Here is an 18,356-nt window from a genome sequence, read left to right as displayed (position 1 = left end):
GTTTTTTTCTTTAGTAAAGAAAATAATTCAAACGTATCATAAACGTCCTTTTTTAATTTGATATTATAATTAAAAAAAAATATTCACAGTTCCATATACATCTTACCAAAAAGCTGATTAATTCTTATTCAAGATTTCACTCGAACAACTCCACCTTTGACAACTTATCCACTTCTTTAATCGCGACATGCCGGATATCTTCCCAATTATAGGGTGTAGGTCCATCAGCTTTCTCGATCACTACATAATCCACATACGCTTCCCCCTTGAATCTTCCAATAAATGGTTCCGTAAAGCGACCAAATTCATCTCGTTCATTCAATTGAACTTCTACTGGTTGATTCTTGATATAGGAGAATGATAAAACCTCATCTATATCTTCTCGTGACATTAACGGCTTGGATTTGATGTCTTTAGATGCGTGGAGATGGTTCTCGTCGATGGTACTGGTCAATTCTTCCATCGCAAAAGCCGTTCCCCACTTTAACCCAAATGGACGATCATGGTAGTCATTGTAATCTTGAAACTGTTGCGCAAATCGTTTACTGGTTCGTTTGACCATGGTGATAACTCTCCTCTCATGCTCACATGCCTCCCATTGAAAATGCCCCCCATGTTTATATGCCTCCCATTCCACCTGCATGACCACCAACTAATCCTGCACGCGCAATGGCTCTACCGCCTTCTAATAAGCTATTCGCATGAACCATGGAGGTAAACCCATATTTTTTACGTATCGTATCGACCACATAATCGACTTTCACATTATTAACTTGTACGTCCGGTTCTTTAAATAAGTCTAATTGTAGTGCGCTTGTATAAGTGAGATTTGTGGCATTAATGGCAATATTTCGGACATATTCTCCCTCATAATTCTCTCTGAACAACTGTAATAAGTACTGGGCCATTTCTCGACTGTTGTTTGTAGGATGTACCTTGAGTTGCTTGCGGAAGCCACCACGTCCCTCATGATTAAGGTATCCCAGTGAAAAGCCGATTCCTAAACTAATAGTACTGGCTTTGGCACCCATTCGACGTAAGCGCGTCCCTACCTGGTCAGCAATTTCAGTAATAACAATCTCAATTTCTTTCGCATCTCGGTAATCACGAGGTAAGACTTGTGAGTTGCCAACGGATTTAGACTTAGGTGTATAATCTTGTCCAATATAGGTGCGATCAATTCCCCATGAATGCGCATAGAGTTGCGTCCCAACCACACCCATGTGTTGTTTGATTTTGTAATAATCGGCATGAGCCAGATCCTTAATACTATAAATACCGAGTTTTCGTAATCTATCAGCAGTTTTGCTTCCTATTGCCCAGAAATCCGTAATATCCTGAATACCCCATAGTTTAGTCGCTACATCTTCATAACGCCATTCGGCTTTCATGTCCTTATTATGCTTTGCCTCATTATCTAACGCTAATTTTGCCAGTAATGGATTATCTCCGATACCAACCGTCGTGTAGATACCTATTTGATGATAAACATCTCGTTGAATGAGTCTGGCCATCTCATAAGCCGTTTTTACACCATACATGGTCATGCCATCGGTAACATCTAAAAAACTCTCATCAACTGAATAGACATGATGATTACTCTCATCGGCATATTTCTTATAAATAGCGTTAATTTCTTTATTTTTCTCCATGTACACTTTCATACGAGGTGGAGCAATTACCAAATCATCCGGATATGGATAAGGTAAATCTCTCGCTCGACTCACATTAGAGATGCCAAACGCTTTTTTCGCAGCGGGTGAGCTGGCTAATATCAAGCCACTACCCCTTTCACGAGGATTATCACTCGGATAGCTCATCACCACCAACTTCGCTGTTAATGGGTTAAGATTGCGTTCTACACATTCCACTGAGGCATAAAAACTCTTGCAATCAATACACAAAATATCTCGTGAGGGTTCCTTATTATAATCAAATGTAGGATTTTGACTGAATAATCCCATCGTAATCCCGCCTTCTTTCTTAATCGGTTATTATTTAACAGTCTAAATAAATCTTATACTCAAATTAGAACATATGTTCGTATTTTAAGTCAAGTACATATGAAAAAGAAACTCTGAACACAAAAAAGAGCCTCAATTGAGACTCTTAAAATTAGTTGTATATCATATTAATAAAATTATTCACCATCTCAAAATAAGCAAATACAATCTCATTTTTTCAAATTATGGTATCAATGTTTTAACTTTTAAGTATCCTTAACTATATCAAAGCTGATGAGTTTAGTTATAATGCCGGAACACCATATGCCTTACTCTGTAATTTACATATATAGTATGGTTTATCCTACATACGTATATTTATTAAATAAATAAACGAACTTTGACCTATTTTCAATAAATATACTATCTTACTAAAAAGGGAGCACTATTAAATATATAAACAGTTCAAAAATACTTTTTTCTCTGTTCATCGAATGTATTGAATAAAATGAGTGGACTCACACTAATAATATTGCTAACCATTAGACAAAAAAACATAATGCACGGCTATTTCGCTTATAAGTATTGATACCTACGTTCATTATTTCAGTCTATTATTAATGATTTAAAGGTGTTCACCATCGTTATTTTGTTTGAGAAATACACAAAGATACAAGATAAAGACGACTACATTCCAGCCAATATAGTTCAGCCAAACAATGTAAATTTCCTTAGACTAATTGCATCTATGGTCGCTATCTGTTCTTTGACAGCACATATCTTCTCTATATCGTTCCAATCTTTGTGCCACGTTTCCTTTCCCAGCGTAACAGCACTTCTTTTTCATCAGGATTTCTTGGGCGTTGTCTTCCTTGTTTTAGTTCAAGAGATGGTATTTCCATTTTGAGTGCTTCTTCCAGTAGTTTGATATTTGCAACATCTTTTGCGTTAATCACTCTCATAACATATCCCTCCTTTTTATAAAAAAAGGCGAACATGCCACCAGCACATTCGCTTTTACTTTTTAATAGGTGCATTGCTTTTATAACATTTAATGTTATAAGGCTTTTCCTATGCCGGATTTTTTCTAATGACAACTAAGTAGCTGTCAAGTGAGGTTGCATTATAGACTCTGCACCTTATGAGTCTTTAAGTAAGTTTTTGATGAATAGCCCTTTCATCACTGTCGAATCACCGACACCCTTTCAGGCAGACACTTTTATGTGTCTCAAGAACTCCAATAAGGCTAACATGAGTTCCTCACTTCTTATACATAAATAACATCTACTAACTAATTAGTCAAGAATTTATGGTACCAAAAAATAGGGAGAAAGTCTACTTCCTAACTCTCTCCCTACTAATTATTTAATTACTTCTCTCGTAACGGTAAAATATTTTCTTCAATCTTCTGATTAATTTGTTTAAACAGTTCACTTCTATATCTCAATTTGATGACTGGATTTTCAGCGGTTGTTTTGTATTGATTGTAATCAGCACTCTTATATAAATCACTGGCGCCTAATTGATGTTCTTTTCCGTGTTTGTAATTATCTACATAATAGGCCAATTTATCTTCTTCAACATACCATTCCTTTGAAACTTCTTCGACAAATTGTTGCTTGGCTTGCTCAATGACAGCTTCTACTTCCATTGAAATTACTTTATCACGGTAATTTTCAGGGTTGTCTTGTAAATCTTGCCAAATTCCTTTGACAATATTAGCCATGGTTTGATTGGTGCGTGCAAGGTCTTCTAAGTACTTCTCAACTTCTTGCATCGTTTTGTCATTCATCGTATGTACCAATTGAATGTCATCATCACCGCTTGGGACAAATGATTGGATTAACATTAAAATATACTCGTAGTTTATCTTGTCTGTCTTGATAGACGACAACTCGTATTCCACATCTAATTCAATCTCATCATCAGGGCCAGGTCCTTCGCCTTTAATTTTTTCTAACGCGTTTTGGTATTTCCCATGATAATTTTCTAATTCAGGCATCGTGATTGAGAAAAGGGTGCCCAACATCTCATCTTCATATTCTGTATAAACTTGAACCGCACTAAACGTCTTATCCACGCGCTGATAAGCTTTTGCAAACTTCTTCAACCATTCGATTGGAGAGGCATCAATATCAATGTTCTCAGGTTCTTCCGCTATTTGTCTTAGGCTGTGGATTGCTTCAATAAAAGCCGTTTTCGATTCTTCCCATTCCGGCGCTAATACTTCATTCTCTCCACCGTTTGAATACAAACGTAAGGCATCTTTCACGCTTTCTTCAAACAAAGCAGGCGACTGGAACGTCACCACTTGGCCGTATTCCTTCTTAGAGTCAAAGATACGATTCGTTCGAGAAAATGCCTGTATCAAGTTATGAGGCGGCATAGGCGGACGATCAATAAAGATAGTCGATAAACATGGAGCATCAAATCCTGTAAGCAGACGGTCCACTACAATGACTAAGTCTAACTGTTCACTTCTGGCTTGATACTTTTCTCTCTTACGAGCCAGACGGTCGTTCACATTACTGTTATAACCTCTCATCGTATCAATGGTAAAATTAGTGCCAAATTCAGCATTGTAATCCAACAACGCTTCCTTCATCTTCGTCTGATTCACCTCTGAAGATTCTTCATTCTCACTAATCGAATAAGTAATCGCTACTTTAGGAAAATCTGGCAAGACGCGTTTAATTTTTTCTGATATTTTCACCGATGAATGACCTGCTTTTACTTCTTTAATCAAGTCATAATACTTTTGGGCTTGGGCAATTGATGTCGTAGTTAAAATAGCATTATACGTGTACCCAACACCGTTGTTAAAACCTAATTTCTTGGAAGACTTGTTGATGATAGAATTAATAACCGCCAGCATATGTTCCTCTTCTTCATAAACCTTCTTAGGTACTTTAGCTTCACGGACCATCATGTCCATTGTTTCAACTTCGGATAACTCTTTACCGGTCACAGTTGCAACAATCTCATCCAATTGTTCTTCCTCAAAGGTGGCCTTATATTCTACTTGAAAACCTAATACTGCTTTATCATGAATAGCTTCTTTCACTGTATAGTTATGTAAACATTCACCATATTGCTCATAAGTAGTTCGGGCCATATTCCCTTTTTCATCTTTAGCGTTTTCCTTAAAAATTGGGGTTCCAGTAAAACCATACCATAATGAATTAATGAAAAATTCCGCTATCTCGTTTTTCTTCTCTGCACTCACCGCTCGATGACATTCATCCACGACAAAAGCGACGCGTAATTGCGATAGTTTTTTGTAATCTCGTCCGTCTGGCTTATTATTTAATCGTCTGATTAAATGGTTTAACTTCTGAATAGTCGTCACTACGATGCCTGACCGGTCACCATTTCCTAATTTTTTGATTAAATCGGAGACATTTTCTGTTTCATTAATCTCAATCGCGTCATTTTGCGCGTAAGAGTTAAATGACGCAGATGTTTGTTGGTCCAAGTCAATTCGATCGACAATAAAAATCGTCTTATCAATTGATGGGATTTGTAATAAGTTACGAGCACACTTATAACTGGTTAGCGTTTTTCCTGAACCGGTCGTATGCCAGACAAAACCACCTTGACGATGCTTAGAAGCCTCTTTAACCGCTTCAATTGCGTGAATTTGATACGGACGTAGAAGAATCAACGACTTACGTTCATTATCGAGAACAGAATAGTGCGCAACCATTCTATGAGCCATTGGAATAGATAAGACCTCTCGAGCAAAATCTAAATAATCCGTCACAGGTTGATTGTCTTTATCAACCCATTTTGTTAAGAAAGCCGGCTTTAGTTTACTACTAATTGAAGCCGCAATGTAGCGAGTATCAACGCCGTTTGTCACGACAAACATCTGTAGGCTTGAGAAAATACCGGTAAACTTACCTTCTTTTAAGTATTTATCAATCTGACGGAACGCATCCATATAAGGTTCTCGTTTATTTTTTAATTCAATATGAATCATAGGCAACCCATTGATTAGTAATGTCACATCAAAACGACGATTGCGGTCTTGTGCACTATCTTTACTTGAACGATATTGATTAATGACTTCATAAGAAGAAATACCCGCTGCAATATCACGGTTCTTCATGACGATTAGACGAATGGTACCAAGCGAGGCATCTTCGCGTTGCACTTCGACTTTCGCAATACCATTCTCACCACTTAACCATTCAGCCGCTCGATAAAAATTCGCAAAAGTTAATTGATTTTTGATTTGTTGAAATTCTTGGTTCGTTAACATGACATCATTCAAAACTTGTTTATTATTCGCTTCCAATTTTTGTTTGAAATTAGCCCATAAATCATCTTCTGTACGTAGATCTTCACGATACGTCCACTGCGATTCTCCTGTAATTAATTGTTGAATTAAGTTATTTTCCATAATTTCTTCTGAAGTAAATGAGTACATAGCTACCCTACTTTCCGCTTATTTCTTTATACTAAAAATTATATCATAGCAAACGTACCAAATTGTTACTTCGTTAATTTTACTTAATAGTATTTCAAATTTCTTATATAACACTATCTTTAAAGGTTTTTTGCTTAATTTTATCTAATACTATTTTTATAAATATGTATTGAAGAATAAATTCTATTTATTAAATCTTCTCTATAAATATGATGTTCTCCATTAATTTCATAAAAACAGTTTGCAATTTCAACAAGAATTTCTTTACTCCCGGATGATTGTAATTTATTTATTAACTCTAATTCATTTATTGGTTCTTCTAAAACCTTCTTATAATAAGCTAACAAAGTAAGAGTTCTAACATAATCAAATGACTTATCTTCTCCCAAAAATTTTATCCTTACAAAAAATCTTCTCCAACTTTTATAAAATAATTTACAGTATATATGTTCTACGAATAATTTTCTTCTGAAAGTATAATTGTATGAATTAGGATACATACAACTAATTCTAATATACTGTGTTAATAATGTTGAATACCCACGTTTATATTTTTTTAAAGTTCTCAAGGCTTTTAATGGGGATCTAACTAATTTAAATGAATATCTGATTAATGATTTATTATCATTTGCTTTAGTAGAATTAGATTGTAATATTCTACATCGATACTTTTTTCTTCCTTCCAATAACGAAGGTAATGTTACACAAACTTCCTTTCTATCAAATAGCATTTTATCTTCTAAATAAACTAATAATGATAATAACCTACTTATCTCCATTAATTCCTCGTCTGTCTTTTTGATAACTAATTTTGAGTTTTCCAAAACGGTATCCCTTGTTTTAGAAAATTCAACTGTTCCAAAACAATCATTTGAATTAGACAATAAATGATATATCGGAATTAGGATCATAAACGAAAATTCTAATATAGTAATCGTATTGGAGTATCCTTTAGGTATACCGTTTATTAACCTCTCTATAATTACGAATAAAATAAAAATGTAGTATTTTGTTATAAAAAAGCTTTTCATAAAATTTAGAAAAAAGTAATCTAACACCGATAATTCTCTTTCTAAGTACTTCTTTTCATTTGAATAAGATACGTTAATTGTAAAGAATATTAGAACTATTCCTAACATTACTAAACTATATACCATAGCTTTATTAACCGATATGATATTATTCGATATAATAAGCAAATAATACATCATACAATATATAACGAGTATTATCTTTTTTTGGTATTTTTTATCTAAAGCATCTTCATCTAAAGCTAATATAATTGCTACAAAAGAAAAAATTATTGTTATTAGTATGTCCTTATTATCAGTAATAAAATTAGTTATGGATTCTTGCAATATCGTTACCACCTTTTTATATTTTTACTATAACCAAATTCAAAAAATCTCCTTTCTATAAGAAAAGAGATTTTTATTATTAAACAAACATTTTCTGCAATAGTGCTTTCTTCATTTCTTTTAACTTTTTCACCTTATTATTTTGAAGATCGATAATATCATCCAACGACTTGAAGAAGGCTCCAATTTTTTGTTGTTCTTCTAAATCAGGATAATAAAGAATAAAATTTTCCACATCTTTTTTTGTTATATTAGGGTCTTTTCGACTACTTGCTGCAAGTTTTTTCCATTCATTGACTCTATAATTTAATTCTGTAATTAAAAAATATGAATTTACATCATCAATAGGTTCTAACGCAGTTAATGCTTGATTTATGGTTGCAGAATACGTTAGTAAACCTGTTCTACCAATTTGGTTAAATCCCCCATACATTGCTATTAACACCGTATTTTTTGGAAGTAGTTTTAATTTATTTGCTGCTATATCTGAGATATTTTCCTCGTTAAAGATTATTGCCATATTCCTTAAATCAGTTGTTTTTATCCATGGAGTTGTAGGATTAATAAAATTTTCTTTTTTGCTTCTTAATGGTGTTGCACCTGAATACGTTTTATATAATTCTCCAATCTTACGCTGTTCCCAATCGTTATTAAATCCGTCAAATCGTATTTCAGGTACTTTTTCACCATTTTTTGGAAACATTTTTTGAAGCATGGCTTTTTTATATAATTGCATTTCTTCTAACTTACAATTCTGAAGAGCGACAGCATGGTCGAGGGTCTTAAAAAACGCACCAATTTTCTTTTGTTCGTCCATTTTAGGAATAAGTATCGGCATTTTAGCCATTTGTTTACCTGAAATTTCTGTAAAAGTTGAACCAGCTCCATTGGTTTCTCCATATCTTTTCAACTCATTTGTTCTTGAAAAAATAAAATAAGAATCTAATTCGTCTCCAGGTACTATTGATTGAAATCCTTGATTGGTACAACCTTCTTTTGCTAATATAGCTGTATTTCCAATACCTGCACGAGAAGTAAATAAAACTGTTCCTACCGGTAATATCTTAGCAGAACTTTTTTGTAGACCCAGTTCAGTAATCTTTTTTTGACTTCCATTCACAAATATTTGGTCGCCAATTTCTACAGGAGAATACCAATCTATGCCTCCGTTCCAAAATTCAGGAGTAGATGTACTTGGGGTTCCTCCACTCATTATTTGAGAAACTTCACCTAACTTACGCTGTTCCCAATCGTCACTAAATCCGTCAAATCGTATTTCAGGTTGTTTAGTTATGTTACTCGCCATTTTACTCACCTACCTGTAATAAACTCATCAAATCAGCTAATTGTTGTGCTGTTTCATCATTATTGGCTGTTAATTCTTTCATCATGTCATATAATTCAGTTTCAGCTTGTACAATAGCTTTATTTGTTGCTCTCATGCTATTAGATAACTCAGTTAGGTTAATGGGTTCTTCTTCCTCAAATGTGTCGACGTAACGTGGAATATTTAAGTTAAAGTCATTCTCAACGATTTCTTCAAATGAAGCTAAGTGGGCATATTTCTCAATATTTTCACGCTTGATATAGGTTTCTAATATTTTTTCAATATGCTCTGGTGTTAAATTATTTTGCGTTTTCGCTTTTTCAAAGTCATTTGATGCATCAATAAAGAAAACATCACGAGATGAACGATTTTTTTTCAAAATAATAATCGTCGTTGGAATACTTGTATTGAAGAAGATATTAGCAGGTAAACCAATTACAGTATCAATCGCACCTTGATCTAACAACGCTTGACGAATCTTCCCTTCTGCTGCACCACGGAATAAGACACCATGAGGCAAGACAATCGCCATTGTTCCCGTATCTTTTAAATGATAGAAACCATGTAATAGAAACGCAAAATCGGCTTTTGATTTTGGCGCTAATACCCCATAAGATGAAAAACGTGGATCATCTAAGAAACCTTTTTCGGCAGACCACTTAGCAGAATAAGGTGGGTTCATTAGAACTGCTTCGAAGTTGGTTGGCTCATCTGTTGGCCAATCTCCATCCAAGGTATCCGCATTATTCAAATGCTGGTTCTCGATATCCACTCCATGTAGAATCATGTTCATACGCGCTAAGTTGAATGTAGACGTGTTTAATTCTTGTCCGAAATAACCAATCGTACCAGGCTCATTCGAATACTTCTTGGCATTCAACATTAGGGAACCTGAACCCATCGTCGGGTCATAGACAGAAAAGCCTTTTTGATTTTCTTTGCCTTGCATGACAATTTTCGTCATTAACTGTGATACCGGTTGTGGTGTATAGAATTCGCCGGCTTTTTTACCAGAATCGGCCGCAAACTCTCCGATTAGATACTCGTAAGCATCGCCTAACATATCGCCATTGTGTGCGATATCTAATGTTGCTAATTCCTTCATTAAGGCTGAGATCGTTTGATTTTGTTTACTGCTGTTTGGTCCTAATTTTTTTGAATATAAGTCCACATCTTCGAATAGATTTTCAAATATCTCACTTGACTGCTCTATCTCTCTGAAGCCTTGAGCTAAATCTTCTAATTGGAACTTCCCTTTGTTAACCATGTCCACTAAATGAGTAAACGTTAATTTAGGTTCAATCACATACGAGACATCTTCTTTTACCGCATTAATTAGCTCATCACGCAATTCCTCATCTGCAAAGGCTTCCTCAAAATTACGTTGTGCTTGTGCTAAATCATCTGTATCGGATTCTAATAACTCAGAAGCTTTTAACAGCATTTTATCTGATAAGTACTTATAAAACACCAAGCTAAGTAAATAGGTTTTATACTCATTAGCGTCCATCTTAGAACGCAAAATATCCGCTGAATTCCATAGTGCTTGTGATAATGTTTTTGACGTTGTAGTTGCCACTTGCGACACTCCTTTATAATATATCTATATTATTTTCTATATTTTTTTTACATACACTTCTATATTAACCGTTATAATTGCCATTTCATAGTTTTTTATAACCTTCAGAAGAATTTATTATCAGAACATACTTTATGAATAAATAAAAAGGACTGAACAAATCAGCCCTTTTTAATATGATACATTTCAAAATTCTTGATATCTTAGCTAAACCAAAGATTTATGTTTTCAGATAAGATTTCTTCAATTCTCTCATACTCTAAATACGAAATCCTTAATAGCGGAATTCCCATATCTTTAAAATATTGATTTTTCACTTGATCTCTCGCCTGAGTTTTCTCAAATCCTTCTTTTCCTCCAAATTGCTCAACTGGATGAAAATGTTGCTCTCCATCATATTCAATACCAGCAATCGGTTGGCCATTCTCTAAAATCATGAAATCCACTCTCATGAACGTATTGTTAGTTAAAGAAATATGAAATTCCTTCTGATATTCTCGTCCAGTTTGCTCAAGATATTGCTGAATTTTTTCTTCTCCTTTACTTCGTGGAGCACATAGAGGACATCCTTGATGTTGATTTATCATACTTGATGGTTCTTTTATGAATTCATGCTCACCAGTTTCACATATATGTCTTACCCGTATAGGTGTTTTATTGTTTATGTATCGACTTAATACCTCATACTCTTCTCCAAATTTCTCTTTGATTTGCTCAACAAATTCTTCATGTGTTTTTGAACGCGGATTACAAACACAACACGTCTTTCGGTGCAATAAATCCCCGGCAATCACTTCAAAATCATGTGGGTTTTCCTTCGTGTTATGTCTAACTAATAACTTGTTTGATGTTAAATTGTAGGTAGAAAGAACTGTAAATTCATCACCATATTTTTCGAATAATAATTGAACAAAATCATCATGCGAAAGATTAGTATTTTTGCAGACACCACAGCCTCCTGTATTCAATAATCTCGCTGGAGTTGATATAATCTCATGAGATCCCAAATCAGTATGATGAACGAATTGACAATTAGTTTGACCATTAACATATCCCTCTTTATACTCAAACTCACCACTAAACTTGTCTTCTAATTTTGCCATCATTACCTCTAATGAATCAGGAACACGTCGCACACAACATTCTGGACATCTGGAATGCTGATTAATAAATGCATCTGGTGTCATGTTAAATAAATGGATACCTTCTTCTGTCAGATGAAGAAATGTGACTTTTGTTTTTGAATTTATATAGTGAGATGCAACAATATATTCTCCCCCAACTAATGCGTCAACCTCTTTTACAAATTCGTCATGCGTTCTTTTTCTTCTATGACAAATAGAGCATGAACCTCTTCTTTTTAAATCCGCTGGCCTAACCTTATAATCATGATATGATCCATTGACGTGATGTCTGACTAACAGAGGAATTTCTTTTCCTTGATACTCACCTAAAATATCAAACTCATTCCCATATTTTCCAAAAATTTCTTCTTTGAATTGTTCCGTTGTCTTTTTCATTTGGCACTCTCCTATTATATTAGTTTTTATGTCTGCTTAACTCTCTAACTCATATAAATTCATCAATGGACTGGCCGATAATCCCTTTTTTATCACCACCTCATTAACCAAGCTATTAAGATAAACTTCTGTCGTTTTAATCGAGCTATGTCCAATCAAGCGTTGTATCGTATAAATGTCTGTTCCATATCTCACCAAACTTTGAGTAAAATAATGTCGAAAGGTGTGAGGACTTGCTCGAACCTCTTGTCTAACACCTGCATGGACTGCAATACGTTTTACATCTCTTTCCATCATATCTACTGAGTATTTACTACCTTTACGTGTTACAAATACGGATTTTTTTACATTGTAATCAACAGAATCAAAGTATCGACTTTTTGCTCGGTCATACTTCATTTTTTGTTTCAAAACAAGTGGTGATACAAATACCACACGACCTTTTTTCCCTTTACCTTCCACAACATGAATACCGTGTTGGTTATATGTCGCATCAGTTAAACCACAAATTTCTGATGCACGAAGACCAGAATCTGCTAAAACCATAATCAGCAACTTATCTCTTTCACGTAGAAATTCTGTCATATAGCCTAAATGAAATTCGTCATATCTCGCTAATTTGTTCTGTCTTTGTTTATCTACATAATTTAACATCGATTTCATTTCATCATCGCTAAAAGTTATAATGACCGGACTTGCTTCCTTCATCCACTTAACCCGATTTGTCGGGTTCTCAAATTCTTTCAAATATTCTTCATCAACGGCGTAACGATAGAGTGCTCTAATACTCCTCAAGTGACTATTGATATAGGTTTCTTTATTTCCACATTTTTCCTTACGATAAATCAAATAAGAACGAATCATATGTGTCGAAACCTCTCCCATCTCTTCTACTCCAAATTCCTTCCAAATGTATTCTCGAAATAATTTCAACGCTTTTTTATTCTTCTTCAAAGTCTTCGGTGACAAACCTCTTGCTCGATCTGTAAAATCCAGCTCCGTGATCAATTCTTCCAACCTAATTTTTTCCATACAAAAAAAGCCATCCTTTCTTATGATTTAATCAAAGAAAAACGGCTTTTTAATCTATAAAATAACAAAATATTTACTCATACACTCCGAATACCCGGAGTCCGACCCTTTAACACGGACATCTAACTTAATGAGAGGACAAAAAAAATATAAGGGCGTACAAACCCTTATATAGCAATAATTAAAATCAAAATACGGTTATCGAATCCCCAAAGCAATACGCGCATAACGGCTCATGCGATCCGTTGTCCAAGCAGGATACCAGACTAACTTCACTTCTGTATTTTTCACTTCTTCCACATCTTTCAATGCTTCATGAATTTCTTCAGTAATAACATCGGCTAATGGGCAACCCATTGTGGTTAAGGTCATCTTCACTAAACAATTGCCGTCTGTCCCAAATTCTACTTCATAAATTAAACCAAGGTTTACGATGTCAATCCCTAACTCTGGATCGATTACTGTTTCAAGTGCTGCTAAAATACGCTCTTTAATATCTTCGATCTGTGCTTCTGTCCAATTTTGTTCTGACATTGAAGTCCCTCATTTCTTTGCTAGTATCAGTTGCCTTTATTTTACCACATGTATGCCAGATTATTCCATCTGACCTTTAGCTAAACTCAGCATTGCTTTTTGTTGTTCTGGCGTCCAAAACTCACCTAACACTACTTCAGTAGGTAAAATATTAACAAAGGCTTTTTCATCAACTTGTCTTAAAAGCTTCTCAATGTCATATAACTCATAACGATTGATGACTATCATAAAGACTGATCGATTTTTACCAGTGTATCCACCTCTACCTGGTAAAACTGTTACGCCACGAACAATACTTTTCTTAAAGGCTTCTAATAGTTCATCTTCTTTGCTAGTAACGATGAATACCGTAAGCTTATGGCCACTTGTATGAATTTTATCTACTACTGTGCTTAAAACATAAATTGAAATAATTGTATAAATAGCTTGTGTCCAATCATATAAGAAACCTGCTCCAGCAATCACTAGCAAGTTCATCAAGAACATCATGCTACCAACTGACTTACCTGTTACTTTTGAAATGATAACAGATAACAAATCAAATCCTCCTGTTGTGAAACCGTATTTCAAGCAATAAGCTGAACCAATCCCGATTAGGAGACCACCAATAATCGTATTAAGTAATACATCTTGTACAATAACTTGTACCGGAATAATCATTGCAAATAGTGAAAAAGTTAAAACTGAAAAAAAACTATAAATCGTGGCTTTTGCCCCTAATTTCAACCATCCAATTAAGAAGATGGGAATATTAAATAGAAAGATTAACACGCCTGTATCGATAGAAAGATTAAATTTCATATCTAAAAATCCAGACACTAACTGTGCCACCCCATTGACCCCTGCTGAAAATACATTGGCAGGAATTAAAAACATATTTAATCCAATTGAACCAATAATTGACGAAACAATAATAATCAAGCTTCGTGTTAACAATTCATGTTTAATGCTAAATTCATGAAAACGATTCATTACAAATCCTCCTATCTACTGTTTTCTACCTATCTATCCTACAATATTTTTCATGAAAAAAATAGCCTAAAAAACCCCAGAGACTAAAAAAAGTTTCGATATCGATTAAATTCTCATCATCAATTAATAAATCAACAAAAACCGAACTTTCTCAACAACTCGAGACTGATTATTCCTCCGTCTAAAGAATGATTTTACCGTTCAAATCTATCTATTTGATGAATATAGTGATACACTTTTTTATAACAACATGACGCTTGAGGAGTGATAACATGAGTTTTTTAGGAAATATTATTTGGTTTATCTTTGGAGGATTCATCGGAGGATTAAGTTGGTTAATAGCTGGGGTATTGTGGTGTGTCACCATTATCGGAATTCCAATTGGTTTACAATGTTTTAAACTAGCTGGATTAAGTTTTTGGCCATTTGGTAAAGAGGTGATTGATACCGGGGGCGGCTTTAATTTTTTAATCAATATTATTTGGTTAATCTTCAGTGGGTTACCAATCGCTCTTGGACATCTGATTAGTGGTCTGATATTGATGATTACAATCATCGGAATACCTTTTGCCAAGCAATCATTTAAATTAGCCGGACTAGCATTGATGCCGTTTGGTAAACAAGTGGTCACCAGATATTAAAATAAGAGGTATGATCGTAACGATCATACCTCTTATTTTTATTTTGTCACACATAGACGGTAGAATGCTTCGGCATAAACATCCATGGCGCGTTCCATGTCATTAAACGTCCAACATTCATCTATTTGATGAAACAGCTCTACTGTGTCTTCAAACATCGCACCAAACGCTACACAATTCGGCATTGTGCGGGCATAAGTTGCGCCTCCTGAAGCAATCGGAGCTGACTCAGTATCGCCAGATACATCACGATAAGCCGCTAATAAAGTTGACACTAATTCTGAATCAACAGGTACGTATAGTGGTGCTAAATAATCATATTCTTCATACACTAAATCATATTTAGTAGCTAAAGTTTCTAATTTAGCGACCAAGTCTTCTTTTTCTAAAGTAACAGGGTAACGGATATCCACACTAATAGTTGTTTCATCAGCATTCATTGTTACTTTCGCAATATTCATGGTCATTAAGCCCGATGGTTCATCCTTAACTTCACCAATGGCACTAACACCATTCGCATCACCTTTGATAACACCACCTAATAATTCTAACGCTTTGTTGTCTGGATAAAGTGAATGTAACGCTTCGGCTAAACGTGTAATAGCATTAATTCCGATAGGCGCATCTTTTGAATGTGTCGCTTTACCAAATACTTTAACAGTTGAAGTGTTTGACTCAAATTTATAACCTAATGTTTCTAGTTCACTCACAACGTCTGCAACTTTTGTTCCTTGATAGGTTGCTAATTCCGGTACAACGTTTAAGGCTTTTCCACCTTCTAATACGAAATCAGTTTGTCCTGTGCCTTTAAGATTAAACTGTAATAACCCTTTTTCAGCGAAATTTAATGGGAACTTAGAATCTGGAGCAAAGCCCATTTTTGCAACAGGTTGTTCCTCACAGTATTTATTCATACAACGCCATAAGTTTTCTTCATCCGTTCCGAAGATATAGCGAATTTTATGTTTCAGTTGATAGCCCTTATCAAGTACTGCTTTCAATCCATAGTAAGAAGCAATCGCAGGACCTTTATTATCTTGCGTGCCTCGTCCATAAATTGCATCGTTCTTGATTTCTGCTTTAAACGGGTCAACACTCCATTTTGAAGGGTCCCCCGCTGGCACAACATCTAAATGGCACAGAACGGCAAATAAATCACCTTCACCAATTTCTGCATAACCATAGTAACCGTCAGGATCAATAAATGTTTCAAACCCTTCTTTTTTAAAGAAATCTAAAGTTACTTCTAAACAATCTTGAATATCTTGTCCAAAGGGTGTTGTCGTCGCCTCTTCATCTAAAACTGATGGATAAGAAATTAAGGTTGATAAAGTATCTAGCGCATCATCCAAATGTGCCTTTGTAATAAATTTTTCCATGAAATCACATACCTTTCCTAAACTCACTATTTTAGTTCACTTCCTATTATATCAAAGCATGTATCAATATTCATCAACAATAATCAAAGTTACATATTTATTAGAATTTTCACATCCTAACGTATTATAAACATAATGCCATCAAATTATTTTTTATTAAAAATAGTATCTTGCCTATAAAAAATACGCCGTAAAAGTTAATTTACACGACGTATTTATAAGAATCTAATTAATTTGTTTGATTATTTGTTTGGTTGGACTTGTCATTACTTGCTTTGACATAATCAATTGCGACTACAATTGAGACCATTACTTCCTCTAAACCAGTATCAACGATATTGATTTCATAACTGTCTCCAATACTAATCCACTTTTTACTAATCGATCCTACTTTACGACCGTTCTTTAATACAGAAAAATCCATGTCTAATAGGTTCCCTTTAACTGTTATGCCATTACCTTTAATCTCATATTTGGCTTTCATCAAACTAATCTGCTTTTCAATACTCATAGCAGGTTGTCCTTCAACCTCTACGTCAAATTTAGGCAAGATTGAAACAAGTTTTTTACTCACTTTACCAATCTTCTGTTTGTTCTCATTATATATTGTAAAAGTTTTTGGTACTTTCAACAAACTACCCTCAACATAATATTTAGCACGACCTTTTTCATCGGTAATGGTAAATTTTTCCCCGATTGATATAAGTTTTTGCTTCATATATAACGTCGTCATTGGCTCTCTCCTATTCAGAAACGTCCCCAGTATTGATGACTGGCTGTGTTCCTTTGTCTGTAATAATCGATACTAATAAATTGTTAATCAATTGAACTTTTCGATCGTCTGTAAAATTAATTTCTTGACCTTCTTGAATTTGTTCAAGTGCCATTTGCGTCATCGACACAGCTCCCTCAACAATCGTTTGACGAGCGGATAAAATTGCCTTAGCTTGCTGACGTTGTAACATGGCACTCGCAATTTCTGTTGCATAAGCTAAATGGTTTAAACGTGTTTCAATCACTTCTACACCGGCAACTGATAAACGCTCATCCAATTCTTTTTTCAATTCTTCTGAAACTTCATTCGTGTTCCCACGTAAAGTTAAATCACCATCGTTAAACGTGTCATACGGATACTGTGTTGCAATATGACGAATGGCTGTTTCACTTTGGATTTCAACGAAGTTTGAATAACGATCAACGTCGAATAAAGCTTTTGCCGTATCAACAACACGGTAAACCACAACTGCGGAAATTTCAATCGGGTTCCCATCCGAATCATTTACTTTCAAGACTGAACTATTGAAGTTCTTCACTTTTAATGACACATCTTTTTTCTCAGTTAGTGGGACCGTAATAAATAGACCACTTTCTTTGATTGTGCCTAAATATTGACCGAAAAATAAGACTGCTCGCGCTTGATTAGGTTGTATAATCGTTAATGAACTTAAAAACAGTAACGAAATAATCCATAAGATAATCGCGACCACAACATTACTAAACTGATCATTTGACACACCTTTATAAAATAAAAAGATACCCAACAATAACATCACAACTAGTGCTAATATTCCAATATAGCCATTAATATAAAAAGGTTTTTTCTCTTTCATTTTATCCCCCTCTTTCTTACAAATAGTGT

15 protein-coding genes are annotated in these 18,356 nt (G+C 34.6%); 1 reads left to right on the top strand and 14 read right to left on the bottom strand.

The genetic code is table 11. The features are described 5' to 3' along the window. Positions 1–136 precede the first annotated feature (136 nt). The 11 genes from FA707_RS04780 to FA707_RS04730 all read right to left on the bottom strand — a co-directional run bounded on the left by FA707_RS04780 (position 137) and on the right by FA707_RS04730 (position 14,697). Positions 137–562: a hypothetical protein gene (locus tag FA707_RS04780; protein WP_136953154.1), complete on the bottom strand. Its 426-nt coding sequence runs from the start codon at positions 560–562 to the stop codon at positions 137–139. Between the two features lie 55 nt (positions 563–617). Beyond that, positions 618–1,964, bottom strand: coding sequence for a Y-family DNA polymerase (locus FA707_RS04775; RefSeq protein WP_136953153.1), 1,347 nt, complete (start codon positions 1,962–1,964; stop codon positions 618–620). A 764-nt stretch (positions 1,965–2,728) separates the two neighbouring features. Then, positions 2,729–2,905 carry a hypothetical protein gene (locus FA707_RS10450; RefSeq protein ID WP_168177347.1) on the bottom strand — a complete coding sequence of 59 codons (177 nt, stop codon included), beginning with the start codon at positions 2,903–2,905 and terminating at the stop codon, positions 2,729–2,731. 407 nt (positions 2,906–3,312) lie between these two features. Beyond that, positions 3,313–6,375, bottom strand: coding sequence for a type I restriction endonuclease subunit R (locus FA707_RS04765; protein WP_136953151.1), 3,063 nt, complete (start codon positions 6,373–6,375; stop codon positions 3,313–3,315). Positions 6,376–6,515: 140 nt separating this feature from the next. Beyond that, a complete protein-coding gene (locus FA707_RS04760) occupies positions 6,516–7,733 on the bottom strand; it encodes a hypothetical protein (RefSeq protein ID WP_136953150.1) in 1,218 nt (405 codons plus the stop codon). Positions 7,734–7,812: 79 nt separating this feature from the next. After that, positions 7,813–9,027, bottom strand: a complete 1,215-nt coding sequence (locus tag FA707_RS04755; RefSeq protein ID WP_168177407.1) for a restriction endonuclease subunit S — start codon at positions 9,025–9,027, stop codon at positions 7,813–7,815. 13 nt (positions 9,028–9,040) lie between these two features. After that, positions 9,041–10,648 (bottom strand): type I restriction-modification system subunit M, encoded by a 1,608-nt coding sequence (locus tag FA707_RS04750; RefSeq protein ID WP_210409630.1) that lies wholly within the window; start codon positions 10,646–10,648, stop codon positions 9,041–9,043. A 194-nt stretch (positions 10,649–10,842) separates the two neighbouring features. Beyond that, complete coding sequence (locus tag FA707_RS04745) at positions 10,843–12,159, bottom strand: DUF2726 domain-containing protein (protein ID WP_136953147.1); 1,317 nt, start codon at positions 12,157–12,159, stop codon at positions 10,843–10,845. Positions 12,160–12,195: 36 nt separating this feature from the next. Next, entirely contained in the window at positions 12,196–13,191 is a 996-nt protein-coding gene (locus FA707_RS04740) for a tyrosine-type recombinase/integrase (protein ID WP_136953146.1), read from the bottom strand. Between the two features lie 198 nt (positions 13,192–13,389). After that, positions 13,390–13,725, bottom strand: coding sequence for a metal-sulfur cluster assembly factor (locus FA707_RS04735; protein WP_136953145.1), 336 nt, complete (start codon positions 13,723–13,725; stop codon positions 13,390–13,392). Positions 13,726–13,785: 60 nt separating this feature from the next. Beyond that, the gene (locus FA707_RS04730) at positions 13,786–14,697 is read right to left on the bottom strand and encodes a YitT family protein (RefSeq protein WP_136953144.1); all 912 of its coding nucleotides are present in this window, start codon (positions 14,695–14,697) and stop codon (positions 13,786–13,788) included. A 272-nt stretch (positions 14,698–14,969) separates the two neighbouring features. Between FA707_RS04730 and FA707_RS04725 the strand changes: the two genes are divergently transcribed. After that, a complete protein-coding gene (locus FA707_RS04725) occupies positions 14,970–15,338 on the top strand; it encodes a YccF domain-containing protein (protein WP_136953143.1) in 369 nt (122 codons plus the stop codon). Between the two features lie 38 nt (positions 15,339–15,376). Here FA707_RS04725 and FA707_RS04720 read toward each other — a convergent pair whose 3' ends face one another. The 3 genes from FA707_RS04720 to FA707_RS04710 form a co-directional block, all read right to left on the bottom strand. Further along, positions 15,377–16,717, bottom strand: a complete 1,341-nt coding sequence (locus FA707_RS04720; protein WP_136953142.1) for a M20 family metallopeptidase — start codon at positions 16,715–16,717, stop codon at positions 15,377–15,379. A 229-nt stretch (positions 16,718–16,946) separates the two neighbouring features. Further along, the gene (locus FA707_RS04715; protein WP_136953141.1) at positions 16,947–17,450 is read right to left on the bottom strand and encodes an LURP-one-related/scramblase family protein; all 504 of its coding nucleotides are present in this window, start codon (positions 17,448–17,450) and stop codon (positions 16,947–16,949) included. A 10-nt stretch (positions 17,451–17,460) separates the two neighbouring features. Beyond that, complete coding sequence (locus FA707_RS04710; protein ID WP_136953140.1) at positions 17,461–18,327, bottom strand: SPFH domain-containing protein; 867 nt, start codon at positions 18,325–18,327, stop codon at positions 17,461–17,463. Between the last annotated feature and the right edge of the window lie 29 nt (positions 18,328–18,356).

The organism is Vagococcus zengguangii (genome assembly GCF_005145005.1).
Lineage (GTDB): Bacteria > Bacillota > Bacilli > Lactobacillales > Vagococcaceae > Vagococcus_A > Vagococcus_A zengguangii.
The sequence above is the reverse complement of the archived record's forward strand: the minus strand, read 5'-3'. Positions and strand labels throughout refer to the sequence as shown.